The organism is Vibrio sp. 11-4(1), assembly GCF_013048625.1.
GTDB lineage: Bacteria > Pseudomonadota > Gammaproteobacteria > Enterobacterales > Vibrionaceae > Vibrio > Vibrio diabolicus.
Window position 1 is genome coordinate 98,270 of the sequence record NZ_VHSY01000008.1, and the last position, 16,095, is coordinate 114,364.

Sequence of the window (16,095 nt, forward strand, 5' to 3'; positions counted from 1 at the left end):
CTGCGCCGATTATCGGTTGATCATCGGTTCATCCCACTCAAATCGAGTAAACAATTGCAGCCAAGTTTCATCAATATTGGCCGTCATGACAATCTCTTGATCGGTAAATGGATGGACGAACCGTAACTCTGAAGCATGCAGTAGCAAACGATGAGAATCAAACTCTGTGCGATACAGCTTGTTGTGCTTTCCATCCCCGTGCGTTGTATCACCCACGATCGGATGGCGTAGATGTGCCATATGACGACGAAGTTGGTGCTTACGCCCCGTTTTAGGTTTCATCTCAACTAAGCAATAACGCGTTGTAGGAAATTTCCCCGTCGAATAGGGAACTTCCACTTTAGCCAACGGTTTATATTCCGTCACCGCTTCTTGCGCTTCTTTTTCTTGTGAAGCGAACTTATCCGCAATCTTGTCTAACTCGACTTTGAGCGCGTAATCCAAGACGCCCTCTTCCTCAATCCAACCGCGTACTATCGCGTGGTATGTCTTTTCCATTTTATGTTCAGCAAACATCGGCATGACTTGTGATGCGACTTCACTCGACAACGCAAACACGAGCACACCAGATGTTGGACGATCCAGACGATGCAATGGGAACACATGCTGACCAATTTGGTCGCGCAAAGTTTGCATGACAAACTGAGTTTCGTGTTTATCTAACCAACTGCGATGCACTAACATGCCTGCAGGCTTGTTGACCGCTACAAAATATTCATCCTGATAAACGATCTCCAGCTCAACTGGTGCTGAAGATCGCGCTATTTCTTGTTCTAGCATTCGTTTACTTACACAGTTCGTCAATGGTTCGGATTGTAACAAGCAGCTCTGCGAACTGCGGTTCCTGCTTCCACGCTTCTGAAAAATAGGGCTCGAGAGAAAACCCTCTTGGCAATGGTTGGTTGTTTTCCACTAGCACGTGCATTCTGTCTATAAAGATCCACTGCAACCACTCATGAGGATGCAACGTATCAATCGCAAATGGCTCCACGCTTTGTAAGGCTTGCTCTGAAGGCCTAGTGTGTTGCCACAACTTATGTTCTTTAAGCTGCGTTTCAAGTTGGTGAAGTAAGTCGACCAATTGAGTATTTGTTACCATTAATTCTATCTCGAACCTTGAATTAGCCGAGAATGATACCATTTCTTGTGAAAAGAACGTTAGGACGTCGTATTTAATGGAAAACATTCAAACCCTCACTCAACTGTTGAACAACAGCCGCTGTGATTATCAAATCTTCGATCTTGGTCGTCGTATCAAAACCATCGCTAAGAAAGAGTTTGCCGATGTAGAAAAAGGTCAAGCACCGTACCCATTCCCAATGCAGCGTAAAGCACACCTTGCCATCGCTTATTGGAATGAACAAAAGCAACCTTGGATTTGGTTTCTAAAGTTTGAATTGGACGAGCGCGGTTTGTTAAAGCAATCAGATATCGGCAATTTCATTAAATACGTAGTGGAAGCCATGGGAACACGCCTCAATGATGATATCTCTGAAGAGCAACAGCAAAAGCTGTCTAATAACCCATATACGTTCAAACCTTCCGAAGACAAAATGGCCGTGTTTCATAGCCAGGTCCGCGCGAACCTCGATCTTCCTACCAGCCAATATTATGAGCACACTCAGCATTACTTTTCAGGTGGTTTAGGCTGGGATAATTGGCAAACCGTAGGTCTGCAAGGAATCACCGACATGGCCGCTCGTTTGGACAAAGAGCAAAACGGGGTAATGATACGCAAAGCGTTGAACCACCTACCGAATGAACCACTTTATGCTCTATTGGGTGCGCTTGAGCATGTAGAGTTACAAGAGCGTTTAGCTGAGCGTATCGCCGAAAAAGCACAACAAGAAATCGCAAGTAGCGAGCCTGATCTCTTCCTACTTTCAGCGCTTATCCGAGCTTTGGCTGGCGCACCAACAGCCATTGCCTCTCCAGTGTTAGAAGCGATATTACAAAGCTCTCGTTTAAGCCATCAGGAAGTACTGATTGGCGTGGCTGGCCGAGCTTGGCACTTACTAGCCAATGAAAAGGTAGCAGAACAGTTTTTGCTGCGTTTAGCTCAAACCGGTAATCAAGCCCTATTTAATCAGTTATTTGCCGATTTAGTGATGCTACCAGAGTTAAGAATGGTGCTATTGCCCTTGCTACATTCAAATCCATCTGAAGAACTAGCAAACGCGCTAGTAAGCTTACAACAAGCAACAAAGGGATAATAAAGGTTCAGGGATGATTGGTGATCTTTTAGCAATTTTAGGGCTATGCTTTTTCTGTTATCTGTTTTGGCAACAACGTCGTCAAGCCGAACTCGCAAAAGTGGCAATCACGCGTAAATGTGAGCAATTGGATCTCCAATTAATCAGCATCGCCTTTGGTGCCCATAAACTAAAAACGCCAGACGGAGTCTGGCGTTGGCATACGGTGTATCAATTTGAGTTTTCATCTCTTGGTGACGATTGCTACCAAGGGGAGTTAACCATGGTCGGTTTCAGGCCGCAGAACTTTCACCTACCACCGCATCGCTTGTAAACTCCATTTCAAAGTAAGGGCCATATAGATCCTTACTTTCTTTTGTTTCAACAAATCCCAGTTTTTTCAGCACCGCCATAGAAGCTTGATGGTTGCTATTCACGTTAGCTTTAACCTTATGTAGCCCCTGCTCACGGCACGCCTTGGGGAAAAATGCTTTTAGAGCTTCTGTCGCTAACCCTTTACCCCAATAAGATTTATCAAAAATAAACCCTAACTCAGGCTCGGAATCAAGATGGGAAATGAACACGTGCCCCATATAGTCACGACTGGTGCTTTCTAGCACCGCCATACTATAAATATTTTCATCATCCAGTATTTTCTCAAACATCTGTTTGGCAGACGCGACAGTATACGGACCGTTCATTTCAGCACGGTTTTTCGCACAGCAATTCAGCATGACGAACTCTAGTTGCAACGACTCATTGTAGGGTAGAAGAAGCATTCTTCTGGTTACTATGGCCACATCTGTTCCTTGATTACAACAAACTTTATTTATCCGCAGATCGCAAACTGATGAGCTTGAATATGCTCAATAACTGCGGGGCATAACACCTTGTAGAGAAGCCGAAAGTTAAACCAACTGATTGGAAAGGATATTGATCTGGATTGTTTTTTATTAAGTGTTATTAGGAATTTATAAATTTTGTGATATTGATATACCCAAGTCACCTCGAGGTGCTTAATTCAACGAGAACGACTAGGTATCTTTTTATATAAGAAAGACCCCGACACATAAGTATCGGGGTCATGGTCTTACTCGCAGCAGTCCGGCTACTAAAAGTGCTCCATGCATCATCCATAATAGTGGCTGATTCCGTCAGCTTATTCCTTACGTCGCCGTCCTAGCGGTGTCCTTATCATCCTGATAGCTAACATTCCCCGTTAGCACACATCACTTGTTCCTTGAGCGGTGTCCCTTGCATCTTCCTGACGCTATCCATAACCTCTATCCTAGAGGGGTCCATTGTCTATCCTTAGTCATCAACATCCTATTGATGATAGTGTCCTTACAATGTCCTACGCTCCATGCTTGATTAATCATCCTGACCAACCAAATCGTCTTCCTGACGATAACCAAATCCTTGGTGCTTTCCTGTTCCATGTCTGCTTCCTGCTGACAACTCTCAATTTACGCCTTTCCTAAAAATTGACAATCTACCCTAGATAAATATTTATACGCCACATTGGTTAAATAGTTGTTAAATCATTATTTATCAATAACTTGATGTTTGTAATTTCTATTTTTCCGCTCACGAAATCGTTTTCTCTCACAACCCATGTAAGAGATCTCTCACACCACACATTCCAAATTGCTATTCGCCAAATTAGGGGACTCAACGTATGATGATAGATATATCGTTGTTAAGGATTAAAAATGTTAACTCAAGACGTTACTAAAGAATTAGAAGCGGTAATGGAACAACTGCAACAACAAGGAAAAGAACCAACCGTAGCGTTAGTGAAAGCACGCTTGAAAACGCCCGTCCCAATGCCTGCATTAATCACCGCAATAAAAAGTTGGAAAAGCGCTCAGCGTGTTCCCAAGGTTGAAGTCGCAGCGCAAGCGCATACCGATAATGATCGTCTTGCAGCGCTAGAAAGCACGGTGAAAAAACTAGTCGCTCGCATTGAAGAGCTAGAAGCCAAGCTAAGTGAGAAGTCATCATGAAGTTATGGGTAGATGCAGACGCATGTCCGAAAGTCATCCGCGAAACCATTGTGCGTGCCGCCGAACGCACGGGGATTGAATGTACGTTTGTCGCCAACCACGTTGTCCCGGTGCCCAAAAGAGACAACATCCACTCGCTGCAAGTTCCAGCTGGATTTGACATCGCTGACAACGAAATCGTTAAGCGTGTGGAGGCCAACGATTTGGTGATCACATCAGACATTCCGCTTGCAGATGAGGTCATCTCTAAAGGTGCTCAAGCCCTCAGTTCACGTGGCGAGCTTTATACGAAAGACACCATCAAAGCACGTCTAAATATCCGCGACTTCATGGAAACCATGCGTTCAAGCGGAATTCAGACTGGTGGTCCCGCTGCGCTTTCCCAAACCGATCGTCGCGAATTTGCGAACCATTTAGATCGTATTTTGGCTAAATTTAAGAAGTAATCCTCACTCTATTCATATTGAGCCAGCAAATCAAAGCCTGGCTCATTCCTGAAAATTCATTTTCAGCATTGCACCCAAAGCGTGCTCTTACTCCCATTTGTTTTGTTCTGTTTATTTTTCATCTCGCTCGCCATAGCTTCAATATGCAACGTGGTTTATTTTGAACGACGTTTTTAATAAATGTATAGAGAATAATGGGCTTTAACATCGTTTCTAGTGGAAGCTACCTGCCAACGAATCAATGGTCAGATCGAGAGATGGATCGCTTCCTAAAATTGGCGCCAGGGACCTGCCGAAATAAATTCGACGTTGAATATCGTCATGTAGCCAATACAAAAGAGACCGCTATTTACATGGCGGTGCAGGCGATAAAGCAGTGTTTAGGAAACATACATACCCTGAGCTCCGTTGATCTCCTTATCTACGCCAGTGGCACTCACCACCAGTCTCTGCCCTACGACGCCTCAGCGGTTCTCGCCGCGTTAGACGCTCCAACATGGCTAGAAAGTTTTGATTTGAACAGCACCTGTTTATCATTTCTTTCTGCGCTTGATCTTGCTCAGAGTCTATTCTTCGCAAAACGATACCGTCGGATTCTCATTGTTACCAGTGAGCTCGCCACTGGCATCACACTGAATCGAAATTTTACGCTCAAACCAGAAGTTGCAACCTTATTCGCCGACGGTGCCGCCGCGTTTTTGCTCGAAGAACAAAACGGTGATGGATTACTCACCAGTCACTTTGAAACGCATCATACCGGGTATTCATTTTGTCAAATTAAGGGCGGAGGTAGTCATGTCAACCCTCACACCTCAGAGCATCAAGCTTATTTAAAAAGCTGCCAGTTTGAGATGGAGGGCAAAGCACTCTTTAAACATGTGCGTAAAACCTTACCGGCGTTTCTAAAAAAAGGCTTTGACGCCTCTCCGGTAACACTCAGCGATATTGATTATTTTCTTCCGCATCAAGCCAGTGCGCACGGGTTAAAAAAACTGCCATCACTCACCGGGTTACCAACCGAGAAAACCGTTAATCACTTTTCGACTTTGGGAAACCAAGTCGCCGCCTCACTCCCAATTAACTTACACTGGCTGCGTAATCAGCCAGAAACAGCAGGAAAACATGTGTTATTAGCTGGCACCGCCGCAGGGTTGTCACTAGGGATGGGAGTGCTAAAACTATGAAAATATTAGTCACTGGCGGCAGTGGGATGTTGGGTAGCGCAATTCTAAGAATGTTTCACCAGCAACATGAACTGCATTTTACAGCACGAAATACAGTCATCGCCAAACAACTCGCTGAGCAATTCGATGTAATCCCACATTTAGTCGATTTGAGAGACCACTCTGCTGTTCATGCGGTATGCCAAGGCATGGATGCAATCATCCATTGTGCCGCTCTCTCAAGCCCATGGGGCAAGTGGGAAGCGTTTTATCAAGCCAATGTAGATGCCACCAAAAACCTCGTCAGTGCGGCTAATTCGCATCAAATCTCGCGCTTTATCCATATTTCCTCCACCAGCGTCTATTTTGACCATCAAGACCGTTGGAATATTCGAGAAACCGACGCCATTGCTTCACACTGGTGTAATGATTACGCACACACCAAATACCTATCTGAACTTGAAGCCGTAAAAGGCCAAAGCAAAGCGATCATTTTAAGACCGCGTGGCATTTTTGGCCCCAACGATCGCGCGATTATCCCAAGAGTGCTTAAGGCGATCAAAAACAACACTCTGCTTCTGCCATCGGGTAGAAACCCAGTGGTTGATCTAACTTATGTCGACAACGTTGCCCATGCGGCGATGCTCGCTTGCACTCAGGCAGACCGGCTTCAGCATGGTGATGTCTTCAATATTTCCAACAACGAACCAATGCCAATTGAGACTGTTCTACAAGCTTTATGTGTGGGGTTGAACCTAAAAGTAACGTTACAATCATTACCATACGGTGTGGTATCACCATTATTAAAGCTCAGTGAGCAAATACGAAGGCGCTTACCACATCAGCCAGAGCCAAGGCTCACTTCATACAGCGCAGGATTGTTTAACTATCATCAAACTCTGGATATCAGCAAGGCGATAAAAAACCTGAATTACCAACCGCTTTTTTCAATTCAAGAAGGAATACAGCAGTATGCAAACTGGTCTAAAAATAAAAATCTTTGAGGCTGGACACTGCGTACACCCAGGCTTTGTTGTCAAACCAGGCTCTGGTATCAAGCCTAGAGCATTTCCTGCAGCCGTTGCGTTAATTCAGCACCCGACACAAGGCAACATCCTGTTTGATACGGGATATCACGAGCATTTTTTTAGCGCGACTCGTCCCTTCCCTGAACGTTTTTATGCTTGGACAACACCTTGCCGCTATCAACAAGAACATGGGATTGTTGCGCAGTTGGCAAAAGAAAATCTCAAACCTCATGATATTGAGCATTTAGTGCTCTCCCACTTCCATGCCGATCACATTGCTGCCGTGTCTGAGTTTTCCCACTCTCAATTGCATTGTCAACAAAAAGGGGTGGATGCAATTACTAAAAGTGGTCGAATTGGAGGCGTAAGAAAAGGCTACCTAAAAGCTCTACTCCCTCCACAGCTTGAATCTAACTTCATCATTCATGGTGATTTTTCTGTGCCAATCAGCCAAATTCTTCCTCAGTGCCAAGGGGTTAACTTGCTCTGTAAAGACATGTTCGACGATGGACTTATTTATATGGTTAGCTTGCCAGGCCATGCAGCTGGCCAAGTGGGCTTGCTGGTTAAAAGAGACCAAAGTTGGCTGTTCTTACTCGCCGATGCATGCTGGTTAATCGAGAGCTTGAGTGAAAATATCGATCAGCATTGGCTGGCGAACATGCTTTGCGATGACACAAAAGCCTATAAAAACACCCTCTCCGAGTTGAGAAGTTGCTACCAACGAACCCACCACGTTGTTCGCTTCGTACCTTCACACTGTCAGGAAACTATCCAGCAGCTAATCAAAGAAGGATGGATGAAGTGAGAACGCTTATCTCAGAATTCTGGCGAACCCGCTACCGCCCTTTCGGCTCAAGGGAACAAGTCGAAACATGGCAGCAACAACACTTAACGCAACACTTGGATTGGGTATGCCGTCATTCACCGTATTACCGCTCTTTTCAAGGTGCACCACTCAGTGATTTCCCTATCATGAATAAGCAAACCATGATGGAGAACCTTTCAGAGTTAAATACGAAGGGCTTAGATGCTGAACAGTTAATGCAGCAGGCACTCAAAGCAGAGCAGTCACGCAACTTTGCCGCTTCGAAAGTTGGTGATGTTACGGTTGGGCTTTCTTCGGGCACATCAGGCATGCGCGGGCTGTTTCTTGCTGACAAGCAGGAAACACAACTGTGGGCCGGCAATATATTGGCTCGCCTTTTGCCCAACCTATGGCAAAAGCACCGAATTGCACTAGCCTTGCGAGCCAACAGCCCACTGTATAAATCCGTCGCGAAAGGGCCTGTCACATTCTTTTATGCCGATTTAACCAAACCTTACCAAGAATGGATAAAAGAGCTGGATGAGTTCCAACCCACGCTTTTGGTTGGTAGTGCGCAAGCTCTTCAGCTCTGCGCCCAGTTCAGCGGTCAATTTGGTCAACCCGCAATTCAACCACAGCGGATCATTTCTGGGGCAGAGGTTCTAACCGAGAGTGACCGTCACTATATTTCTCAACGGTTCGACAGCGAACTCCATGAAGTCTATCAATGTACTGAAGGTTTTCTTGCATGTACTGATCAGCATGGACAAATGCGCTGGAATCAAGATGTTGTTTACATCGAAAAACATTGGCTGAATACCGAACGTACTCATTACAGCCCAATCATTACCGATTTTCGTCGTAAAACTCAGCCAATTATTCGTTATCAGCTCGACGATATTATTGAGAATAAACAGGATAATGGCGTATTTGAACCTCTTGGCGCAATTGCCGGACGATGTGGTGATCGCCTCACGCTAAACTCAAACCACGTCCCAGTGACGGTGTTACCAGATCTCATCTACCGCGCTATAACACTATCTGCCCAAGGTCGCGTGGATTACCGAATCACCCAAACAGGGTCACAAACCATTCAAATTGAAGCGGATGTTCACCACCATAGGGTAATACATCAAGCCTTGATAAAGTTGTTTGACCAATTACGGCTTGATCCTGTCAGATTTAGTTACCGCCCTGCGCCTATTTGGACGCCAATGAATAAACAACGACGTGTGGTGAACATATGCGGGTCTTAATCACCGGAGCCCGAGCACCAGTTGCACTAGAGTGGGCAACCATGTGTATGCATCATGGCCATGAAGTAATTCTCACCGATTCGCTAAAAAAGCCTCTGGGATCATTTTTGCGAGGCATCGAGTCTTATATACCCACCGCTTCACCTCGATTTGCGTTTCCCACCTATCAACAGCAGATCCTAAAAATCATTACTCAGATGCGTATTGATATGGTGATACCCACTTGTGAAGAAGTGTATTACTTGGCTCATGTTGCCAAACAATGTCCAGAAGTAGATTTTTTTCTTCCCGATGTGGCGCTGCTCAATGCCCTACACAACAAGTTGACCGTCTTTGAACAACTTAAAGGCTTGCCAGAAATTACACTTCCAAAAACTCGTTTGGTCGCTGATAAAAGTGAGATTGAAATTAATAAGAGAACCGTTCTAAAGCCAGTTTACTCTCGGTTTGGCGGGCAAGTAATAAGAGATGTGACAACTCAGTCTATTTCTGCCGCCACGATATCACCCCTTTTCCCTTGGGTTCAGCAACAAAAAATCCATGGGACTCCGGTGTGTAACTATGCGATTTTTGAACATGGTGACCTTAAAGCACACCAAGCTTATGTGCCAAAATACTGTGTAAACGGCTCGGCCGCCAGTGCTTTTCAGCCACTCTCATGCGAACGACTAGATACATTTATCGCAGCTTTTGGTAAACGTCATACTTATCATGGGCAAGTGTCGTTTGACTTCATCAAATCACAAGATGAACTCTACGTGATTGAATGTAACCCAAGAGCCACCAGTGGTTTGCACCTACTCTCGTCTCGATGCAATCAACTGCTTCCTTATATGGAGTTTACCAGTCCTTCCAAACAGCGATTGCATCATTTAGGGCCAATAACACTCATCGCTGAAGGTGGGTTATCCCTGTTCAAGGCTCGAACTTGGCAAGATTGGTGGTCTGGAGTGAATGTGATGCAACAGCATAACTTACCGGTCGGGAGCCAAATCCGGAGTGTGTTTGAATTACTCCGGTTAGCTAGGCAGAACAAGGCAAAGTGGAGTGCCGCTTCTACTGTTGATATTGAGTGGAATGGAGAAGCGTTGCGATCATGACACTTTCCTCTCAAGAATGGCATCAAACCTTTATCACTCTTATGCAGTCGAATCCTATTGATGAATGCACAGCAAGCTTTGGTTGCTACTATATCGATGATGTTGCCATTCCCTACTCCGTAACACCAAAAATACCAAACAACTGTTATGCCGTGTCCCCTATGACACTGCTTAGTGGCTACGCCGAAGAAGAGCTTCACAAAGTCAAAAATGTGGCTGTTCGATGGGTATGTAAGCTACTTATTAATATGACTAAACCAATCTTATCATTGGCTGGATTGGATCAAGTCCAAACACTCAACAATCAGTGCTTGTCCTCCAATATGTATAGCGAACAATGGGAATCCTTAAACCTTGATGAACTGCGTCGCATGGCACTCGATCAATACCCCACCTTTCCCTTGGTGCTTCGCTCCCTCAACCAACTTCAGCACTCACACTTAATTCAGCGATTAGAACAGCAACAATGGCAAAGCTTGGTAACACGACAAGTGTATTTACTTGAGGATTGGCAAGCATTCAGCTTCAACCGAGATTTAACGAAAGACTTCAAGCTGTTTAATGATAAAGATTGGCAGTTTAAGCCACTGGCTACTGATGAAGAGTTTCAGCGCGCCAAAGTGTTATATGACATGCTTTACCTTGATAAATACAGCCGGAATAACATCCAGTTTTCAACCCAATATTTAAAGCAGGCTAGCCAGAATAACTTAGTGCATTTAGTGGGACTATTTTATCAAGGAGAGATGCTGGCTACGTTAGGCATAGTAGAAATTGATAACGACATGACTTGCCCAATTTTTGGCTACGATACCAATAAGCCGCAGAGTTTTGCGCTGTATAGAAGAATATCTGCTTATACCATCCGCCACGCAATGATATGCCAGCGTCGCTTTAATATGAGCTCAGGGGCTCCAGCTTTTAAACGCAACCGAAAAGCCCGGCCAGAAATTGAATTTAGCTATGTTTATATTGCGCACTTACCTTGGTACAAACGCATAATTTGGCAAAGCTTGTGCTGGCTCACTCAGCACTTTTATCGCCCTTTGTTGATGCGTTTTCAGCTATAAATCGACATCTATAATCAGGCAAGCCTGCGTGCACAGTCTCAATCGATAAAAAAGCCTGCGACGTTCGCAGGCTTTTTTTAATGGAGCTGTGTGAGGTAACCGTTTTTTACGGTGTGTAGTATGTTGCTGCGCCAGGGCCTACTGGTAAACCAAATACGAATACCCATAGATAGAACAACACACTCCAACCGACAATGAAGCAGATTGAGTAAGGTAGCATGGTCGCGATCAGCGTACCGATACCTAAGTTCTTCATGTAACGAGTTGCTACCGCTAGGATCAAACCAAAGTAGCTCATCATTGGAGTAATAATGTTTGTCGTCGAGTCACCAATTCGGTAAGCAGCCTGAATCGTTTCCGGTGCATAACCAACAAGCATCAACATAGGAACAAAAATCGGTGCCGTCACTGCCCACTGTGCCGATGCCGAACCAATCATTAGGTTGATAAAGCCACACATGAGGATGAAGGCAAAGAACAACATTGGGCCAGTTAAGCCAATTTCTTGCAAGAAGCTAGCGCCAGCAACCGCGAATACCTGACCGAAGTTAGTCCATTTAAAGAAAGCAACGAACTGAGCCGCAAAGAAAACTAATACAATGTACATGCCCATAGAAGACATAGATTTCGCCATTGCATCAATTACATCGCGATCCGTCTTCATCGTGCCAACAACTTTACCAAACACAAAGCCTGGGATAGCAAAGAACACAAAGATGAATGCCACGATACTTTTCAGGAATGGAGAACCTGCAATTGTACCTGCATCAGAACGTAAGATGCCGTCAGCTGGAACAACCGTCCAAGCAAGCAACGCGGAAACAACCAGTACAGCAACACCTGCTAGTTTTAGACCTTTCTTCTCAATGTCTGTCAAGCCGCCCATTTTGTCGTTCGACAAATCTTCTGAGGCTTCTTCTTCACTGTATTTGCCAAGCTTTGGCTCAACAATTTTTTCAGTAACAAACGCACCAGTGATTGCAATGAAGAACGTCGAAACAAACATGAAGTACCAGTTAACTTCTGGACCAACAGTGTAAGTTGGGTCAATCATTTGCGCTGCAGTTTCAGTAATACCTGACAGTAGCGGGTCAACCGTACCGATAAGTAGGTTTGCTGAATAACCACCGGATACACCAGCGAATGCCGCAGCGAGGCCTGCAAGTGGGTGACGACCTAGAGAATGGAACAGCATTGCTGCCAGTGGAATAAGTACCACATACCCCAGCTCTGATGCCGTATTTGAAATGATACCAGCGAAAACAACAGTCACTGTTACCATGCGTTGAGATGCGCCCATGACCAAGCCACGCATAGCTGCAGATAGCAAACCAGAGTACTCAGCAATAGCAACACCCAACATCGCAACCAAAACCGTGCCTAAAGGCGCAAAGCCAACAAAGTTTTTCACTAAGTTAGTAACGATAAGTTCGAGTCCATCAGCGTTAAGTAAGCTGACGACATGAATCATGCCATCTGCGGCACGACCTTTTGCGCCCTCAGGACGAGGGTCCACAACGGAAACTTCGAAGTATCCTGCAATGCCCGACATCACCAGAATGGCTAAACAGAAAATGGCAAATAGTGTGATCGGGTGAGGTAATAAGTTCCCCAAATATTCGACAGTATCCAAAAAGCGCGTAAACAGCGGCTTCTTAGGCGAGTTTTGTTTAATTGAATCAGATGAACTCATCTGTTCCCTCCTTGTTTTTATTCCTGTGCAAATGTGACAAAAATGTCAAAAAAGCGAGCGAAGGGTACTTGAGTAGAAGGTTAAAGAAAAGCCCTAAATGTTACAAACTGTGACCATTAGAGAGTTTTATAACCAATAATAAACAAAAATGTAGACATTTCATCCATGTAAAACAGTTAAGTCAAAATTATCAATTAAACAAAACCGTAAGCCAGAAATATGCAGAACGATTACTTCTGCACTGCTTTAAACCTCGGATTCGCCTTACAAATGACATATAGACGCCCTCTTCGTTTTACGATCTGGCAATCCGGATGACGACTTTTTGCACTTTTTAATGATTTCACTACCTTCATGATTTATTCCTTTTCGCTCTTAAATTGACCAAAACGACGGTTGAAGTTCGCAATACGACCTTCTGTTTGAACCACTCGCTGTTTACCGGTGTAGTACGGATGGGATGCTGACGACACATCTAACGTAAAATAAGGGTAGGTTTTGCCATCTTTCCATTCGATGGTTCTCTCTGTTTTCAACGTAGAACCAACAACGAAGTATTCATCTACGCTGGTGTCGTGGAACACCACTGGACGATATTCAGGGTGGATTCCTGGTTTCATAATACTTTTCCTCTCAATTAAAATGTTATGTTATAACGTTATAATTAATAATCATTATCAACAAGAAAAGCAAGAGAAATTTGTGATACTTTTCATCTCAATGAATTCTTAAAGATGTCCACCATGTATTCCATTGAACCCATCGGTGTCATTGAGACACCGTACAAAGAAAAGTTTGCAGTACCGCGCCAGCCTCGCTTAGTACCAACTGCGAAAGCACGCGTAAAACTGTTAGGTGCAGCGAATAGCCCTGAAGCAGTACGCGGGCTAGAACAGTTCTCTCACGTTTGGCTGTTATTTTTGTTTGATCAGAATTTGGAAGCAGGTTGGAAGCCAACCGTCCGTCCGCCACGACTAGGCGGCAATGAACGAATAGGTGTCTTTGCCTCACGCTCGACTTTCCGCCCAAACGGAATCGGAATGTCAGCCGTTGAAGTGAAAGGAGTCACTAAGCAAGGCGATCAAATCTATCTTGATTTAGGCAGCGTTGATCTCGTTGATGGGACACCGATTGTAGATATTAAGCCTTATATCCCCTATTCGGATTCTATTTCGGAAGCACAAGGCGGATACGCAGACCAAGAACCAGAAAAGTCACAAGTCACCTTTTCTGCTCAAGCATTAGCAACGATAGAAAATCGATCCGATACTGACTATGTAAGATCAGTCATTGAACAAGTTCTGGCACAAGATCCTCGTCCTGCATACAAGAAAAGCAAGCCGGACGACAAAGAATATGCGGTAAATTTGTTCGACTTGAACGTAAAGTTCACAGCAACAAGCAACTTAATAACGGTTACCGCTATTGAAAGCTTTTGACAAACGCAATTGGCTGATATTATAGACGGCTAATAAATTTCCCTTTCGGGAACTCCCATACTCCAGCTTATTCAAGCTTGAGTATCTAACTTAAATAAACGGATAAATTTAATGCGTACCAGTAATTATCTTCTTTCTACTCTGAAGGAGACTCCAAACGACGCAGAAGTAGTGAGCCACCAGCTCATGCTACGTGCAGGTATGATCCGTAAGCTGGCTTCAGGTCTATACACCTGGCTACCTACTGGTCTACGTGTACTGCGTAAAGTCGAAAACATCGTTCGTCAAGAAATCGACAATGCAGGCGCAGTCGAAACTTTGATGCCCGTTGTTCAGCCGTTTGAACTATGGGAAGAGACAGGCCGCAGCGAAAAGATGGGTCCTGAGCTACTTCGCTTTACTGACCGTCATGTTCGTCCGTTTGTACTTAGCCCAACCGCTGAAGAAGTGATCACTAGCCTTGTTCGCAATGAAGTGAGCTCTTACAAACAGCTTCCGCTAAACCTGTACCAAATCCAAACCAAATTCCGTGACGAACGTCGTCCACGCTTTGGTGTAATGCGTTCACGTGAATTCTCAATGATGGATGCGTACAGCTTTGACATTGATAAAGACGGCCTACAAAAGTCATACGACGCAATGCACGATGCTTACTGCAAAGCATTCGATCGCATGGGTCTGGATTACCGTCCTGTACTAGCAGATAGCGGTGCTATCGGTGGTAGCGGCTCTCAAGAGTTCCACGTACTGGCTGAAAGTGGCGAAGACATCATCGCATTCTCTACCGAGTCAGATTACGCGGCAAACATCGAAAAAGCAGAAGCACTAGCTCCAGCCTCTGAAGCAGCGGCACCAACGCAAGAAATGACGTTGGTAGATACGCCAAACGCAAAAACAATCGCTGAATTGGTTGAGCAGTTCGAGCTGCCAATTGAAAAAACAGTGAAAACTTTGTTTGTGAAAGCGTCTGACGAGGTTGATGCACCAATCATCGCGCTTATCATTCGTGGCGATCATGAACTGAACGAAGTGAAAGCAGAGAACCTTCCTCAAGTTGCAGCTCCACTGGAAATGGCATCTGAAGAAGAAATTCGTGAGCTTATCGGTGCTGGTCCTGGTTCTCTAGGCCCTGTTGGCCTTAAACTGCCGTTCATCGTTGACCGCAGCGTAGCGGTAATGAGTGATTTCGGTGCGGGTGCGAACATCGATGGCAAACACTACTTCGGCATTAACTGGGGTCGTGACGCAGAGCTTGGTCAAGTTGAAGACCTACGCAACGTGGTTGAAGGCGATCCAAGCCCATGTGGTAAAGGCACTATCCAGCTTAAGCGTGGTATCGAAGTTGGCCATATCTTCCAACTTGGCAACGCTTACTCCGCAGCGATGAACTGTGGTGTACTTGGTCCTGATGGTAAGAACGTCATCCTAGAAATGGGCTGTTACGGTATCGGTATCACTCGCGTCGTAGCGGCTGCTATTGAGCAAAACCATGACAAATACGGCATCATCTGGCCAGATGCAATCGCACCATTCCAGGTTGCGATCGTTCCAATGAACATGCACAAGTCAGAAGAAGTAAAAGAAGCCGCTGAGAAGTTGTACGCTGAGCTAACGGCAATGGGCATCGAAGTACTATTTGATGATCGTAAAGAACGCCCAGGTGTAATGTTCTCTGATATGGAGCTTATTGGTGTACCGCATACCATTATTATCGGTGACCGCTCGATGAAAGAAGGCAACTTCGAATACAAGAACCGTGCTACTGGTGAGAAAACGCCAGTCGCAATGACTGATATTATCGAGCACGTAAAAGCTCAACTAAAGTAAGCGCTCGACGAGTTCGCATTTGAAGTAATTTCAAATAATTAGAAAGGGTTGGCTTCGGTCAGCCCTT

General features: G+C 44.9%; 18 protein-coding genes. 12 read left to right on the forward strand and 6 right to left on the reverse strand.

Translation table 11 applies throughout. The annotated features are described in order from the left end of the window. Positions 1-9 precede the first annotated feature (9 nt). Both truC and FKN16_RS17245 read right to left on the reverse strand, forming a co-directional pair. Positions 10-780, reverse strand: coding sequence for a tRNA pseudouridine(65) synthase TruC (gene truC, locus FKN16_RS17240; protein ID WP_170903202.1), 771 nt, complete (start codon positions 778-780; stop codon positions 10-12). 4 nt (positions 781-784) lie between these two features. Next, positions 785-1,099 carry a YqcC family protein gene (locus FKN16_RS17245; protein WP_005391784.1) on the reverse strand — a complete coding sequence of 105 codons (315 nt, stop codon included), beginning with the start codon at positions 1,097-1,099 and terminating at the stop codon, positions 785-787. Between the two features lie 76 nt (positions 1,100-1,175). Here FKN16_RS17245 and FKN16_RS17250 point away from each other — a divergent pair, with 76 nt between their 5' ends. Beyond that, complete coding sequence (locus tag FKN16_RS17250; protein ID WP_170903204.1) at positions 1,176-2,213, forward strand: DUF3549 family protein; 1,038 nt, start codon at positions 1,176-1,178, stop codon at positions 2,211-2,213. Positions 2,214-2,226: 13 nt separating this feature from the next. Next, a complete protein-coding gene (locus tag FKN16_RS17255; RefSeq protein ID WP_012841498.1) occupies positions 2,227-2,526 on the forward strand; it encodes a DUF3301 domain-containing protein in 300 nt (99 codons plus the stop codon). On the opposite strand, the gene FKN16_RS17260 is transcribed toward FKN16_RS17255, so the two are convergent. Continuing rightward, positions 2,486-2,971, reverse strand: coding sequence for a GNAT family N-acetyltransferase (locus tag FKN16_RS17260; protein WP_170903321.1), 486 nt, complete (start codon positions 2,969-2,971; stop codon positions 2,486-2,488). The genes FKN16_RS17255 and FKN16_RS17260 overlap by 41 nt on opposite strands. A 933-nt stretch (positions 2,972-3,904) precedes the next feature. Between FKN16_RS17260 and FKN16_RS17265 the strand changes: the two genes are divergently transcribed. The 8 genes from FKN16_RS17265 (at position 3,905) to FKN16_RS17300 (ending at position 11,069) form a co-directional block, all read left to right on the forward strand. Then, positions 3,905-4,198: a hypothetical protein gene (locus tag FKN16_RS17265; protein WP_012841496.1), complete on the forward strand. Its 294-nt coding sequence runs from the start codon at positions 3,905-3,907 to the stop codon at positions 4,196-4,198. Then, a complete protein-coding gene (locus tag FKN16_RS17270; RefSeq protein ID WP_005380310.1) occupies positions 4,195-4,644 on the forward strand; it encodes a YaiI/YqxD family protein in 450 nt (149 codons plus the stop codon). The genes FKN16_RS17265 and FKN16_RS17270 overlap by 4 nt, the downstream gene beginning before the upstream one ends. Before the next feature lie 194 nt (positions 4,645-4,838). Next, complete coding sequence (locus FKN16_RS17275) at positions 4,839-5,828, forward strand: ketoacyl-ACP synthase III (RefSeq protein ID WP_170903206.1); 990 nt, start codon at positions 4,839-4,841, stop codon at positions 5,826-5,828. Beyond that, positions 5,825-6,811, forward strand: coding sequence for an NAD(P)-dependent oxidoreductase (locus tag FKN16_RS17280; RefSeq protein WP_170903208.1), 987 nt, complete (start codon positions 5,825-5,827; stop codon positions 6,809-6,811). The genes FKN16_RS17275 and FKN16_RS17280 overlap by 4 nt, the downstream gene beginning before the upstream one ends. Next, the gene (locus tag FKN16_RS17285; RefSeq protein WP_012841494.1) at positions 6,780-7,643 is read left to right on the forward strand and encodes an MBL fold metallo-hydrolase; all 864 of its coding nucleotides are present in this window, start codon (positions 6,780-6,782) and stop codon (positions 7,641-7,643) included. The genes FKN16_RS17280 and FKN16_RS17285 overlap by 32 nt, the downstream gene beginning before the upstream one ends. After that, the gene (locus FKN16_RS17290; protein WP_170903210.1) at positions 7,631-8,899 is read left to right on the forward strand and encodes a F390 synthetase-related protein; all 1,269 of its coding nucleotides are present in this window, start codon (positions 7,631-7,633) and stop codon (positions 8,897-8,899) included. The genes FKN16_RS17285 and FKN16_RS17290 overlap by 13 nt, the downstream gene beginning before the upstream one ends. After that, the gene (locus tag FKN16_RS17295; protein WP_104970860.1) at positions 8,887-9,999 is read left to right on the forward strand and encodes an ATP-grasp domain-containing protein; all 1,113 of its coding nucleotides are present in this window, start codon (positions 8,887-8,889) and stop codon (positions 9,997-9,999) included. Before FKN16_RS17290 ends, FKN16_RS17295 begins: the two co-directional genes overlap by 13 nt. Continuing rightward, complete coding sequence (locus FKN16_RS17300) at positions 9,996-11,069, forward strand: hypothetical protein (RefSeq protein WP_170903212.1); 1,074 nt, start codon at positions 9,996-9,998, stop codon at positions 11,067-11,069. The genes FKN16_RS17295 and FKN16_RS17300 overlap by 4 nt, the downstream gene beginning before the upstream one ends. Positions 11,070-11,175: 106 nt before the next feature. Here FKN16_RS17300 and FKN16_RS17305 read toward each other — a convergent pair whose 3' ends face one another. From FKN16_RS17305 to FKN16_RS17315, 3 genes are all read right to left on the reverse strand, one after another. Next, positions 11,176-12,762, reverse strand: coding sequence for an AbgT family transporter (locus tag FKN16_RS17305; RefSeq protein WP_006742541.1), 1,587 nt, complete (start codon positions 12,760-12,762; stop codon positions 11,176-11,178). Positions 12,763-12,992: 230 nt separating this feature from the next. Beyond that, positions 12,993-13,118 (reverse strand): type B 50S ribosomal protein L36, encoded by a 126-nt coding sequence (gene ykgO, locus FKN16_RS17310; RefSeq protein ID WP_009844388.1) that lies wholly within the window; start codon positions 13,116-13,118, stop codon positions 12,993-12,995. 3 nt (positions 13,119-13,121) lie between these two features. Then, a complete protein-coding gene (locus FKN16_RS17315; protein ID WP_012841491.1) occupies positions 13,122-13,382 on the reverse strand; it encodes a type B 50S ribosomal protein L31 in 261 nt (86 codons plus the stop codon). A 123-nt stretch (positions 13,383-13,505) separates the two neighbouring features. Between FKN16_RS17315 and tsaA the strand changes: the two genes are divergently transcribed. After that, positions 13,506-14,201: a tRNA (N6-threonylcarbamoyladenosine(37)-N6)-methyltransferase TrmO gene (tsaA, locus tag FKN16_RS17320; RefSeq protein ID WP_170903214.1), complete on the forward strand. Its 696-nt coding sequence runs from the start codon at positions 13,506-13,508 to the stop codon at positions 14,199-14,201. 111 nt (positions 14,202-14,312) lie between these two features. Further along, entirely contained in the window at positions 14,313-16,028 is a 1,716-nt protein-coding gene (locus FKN16_RS17325) for a proline--tRNA ligase (protein ID WP_046874977.1), read from the forward strand. Positions 16,029-16,095: the final 67 nt, after the last annotated feature.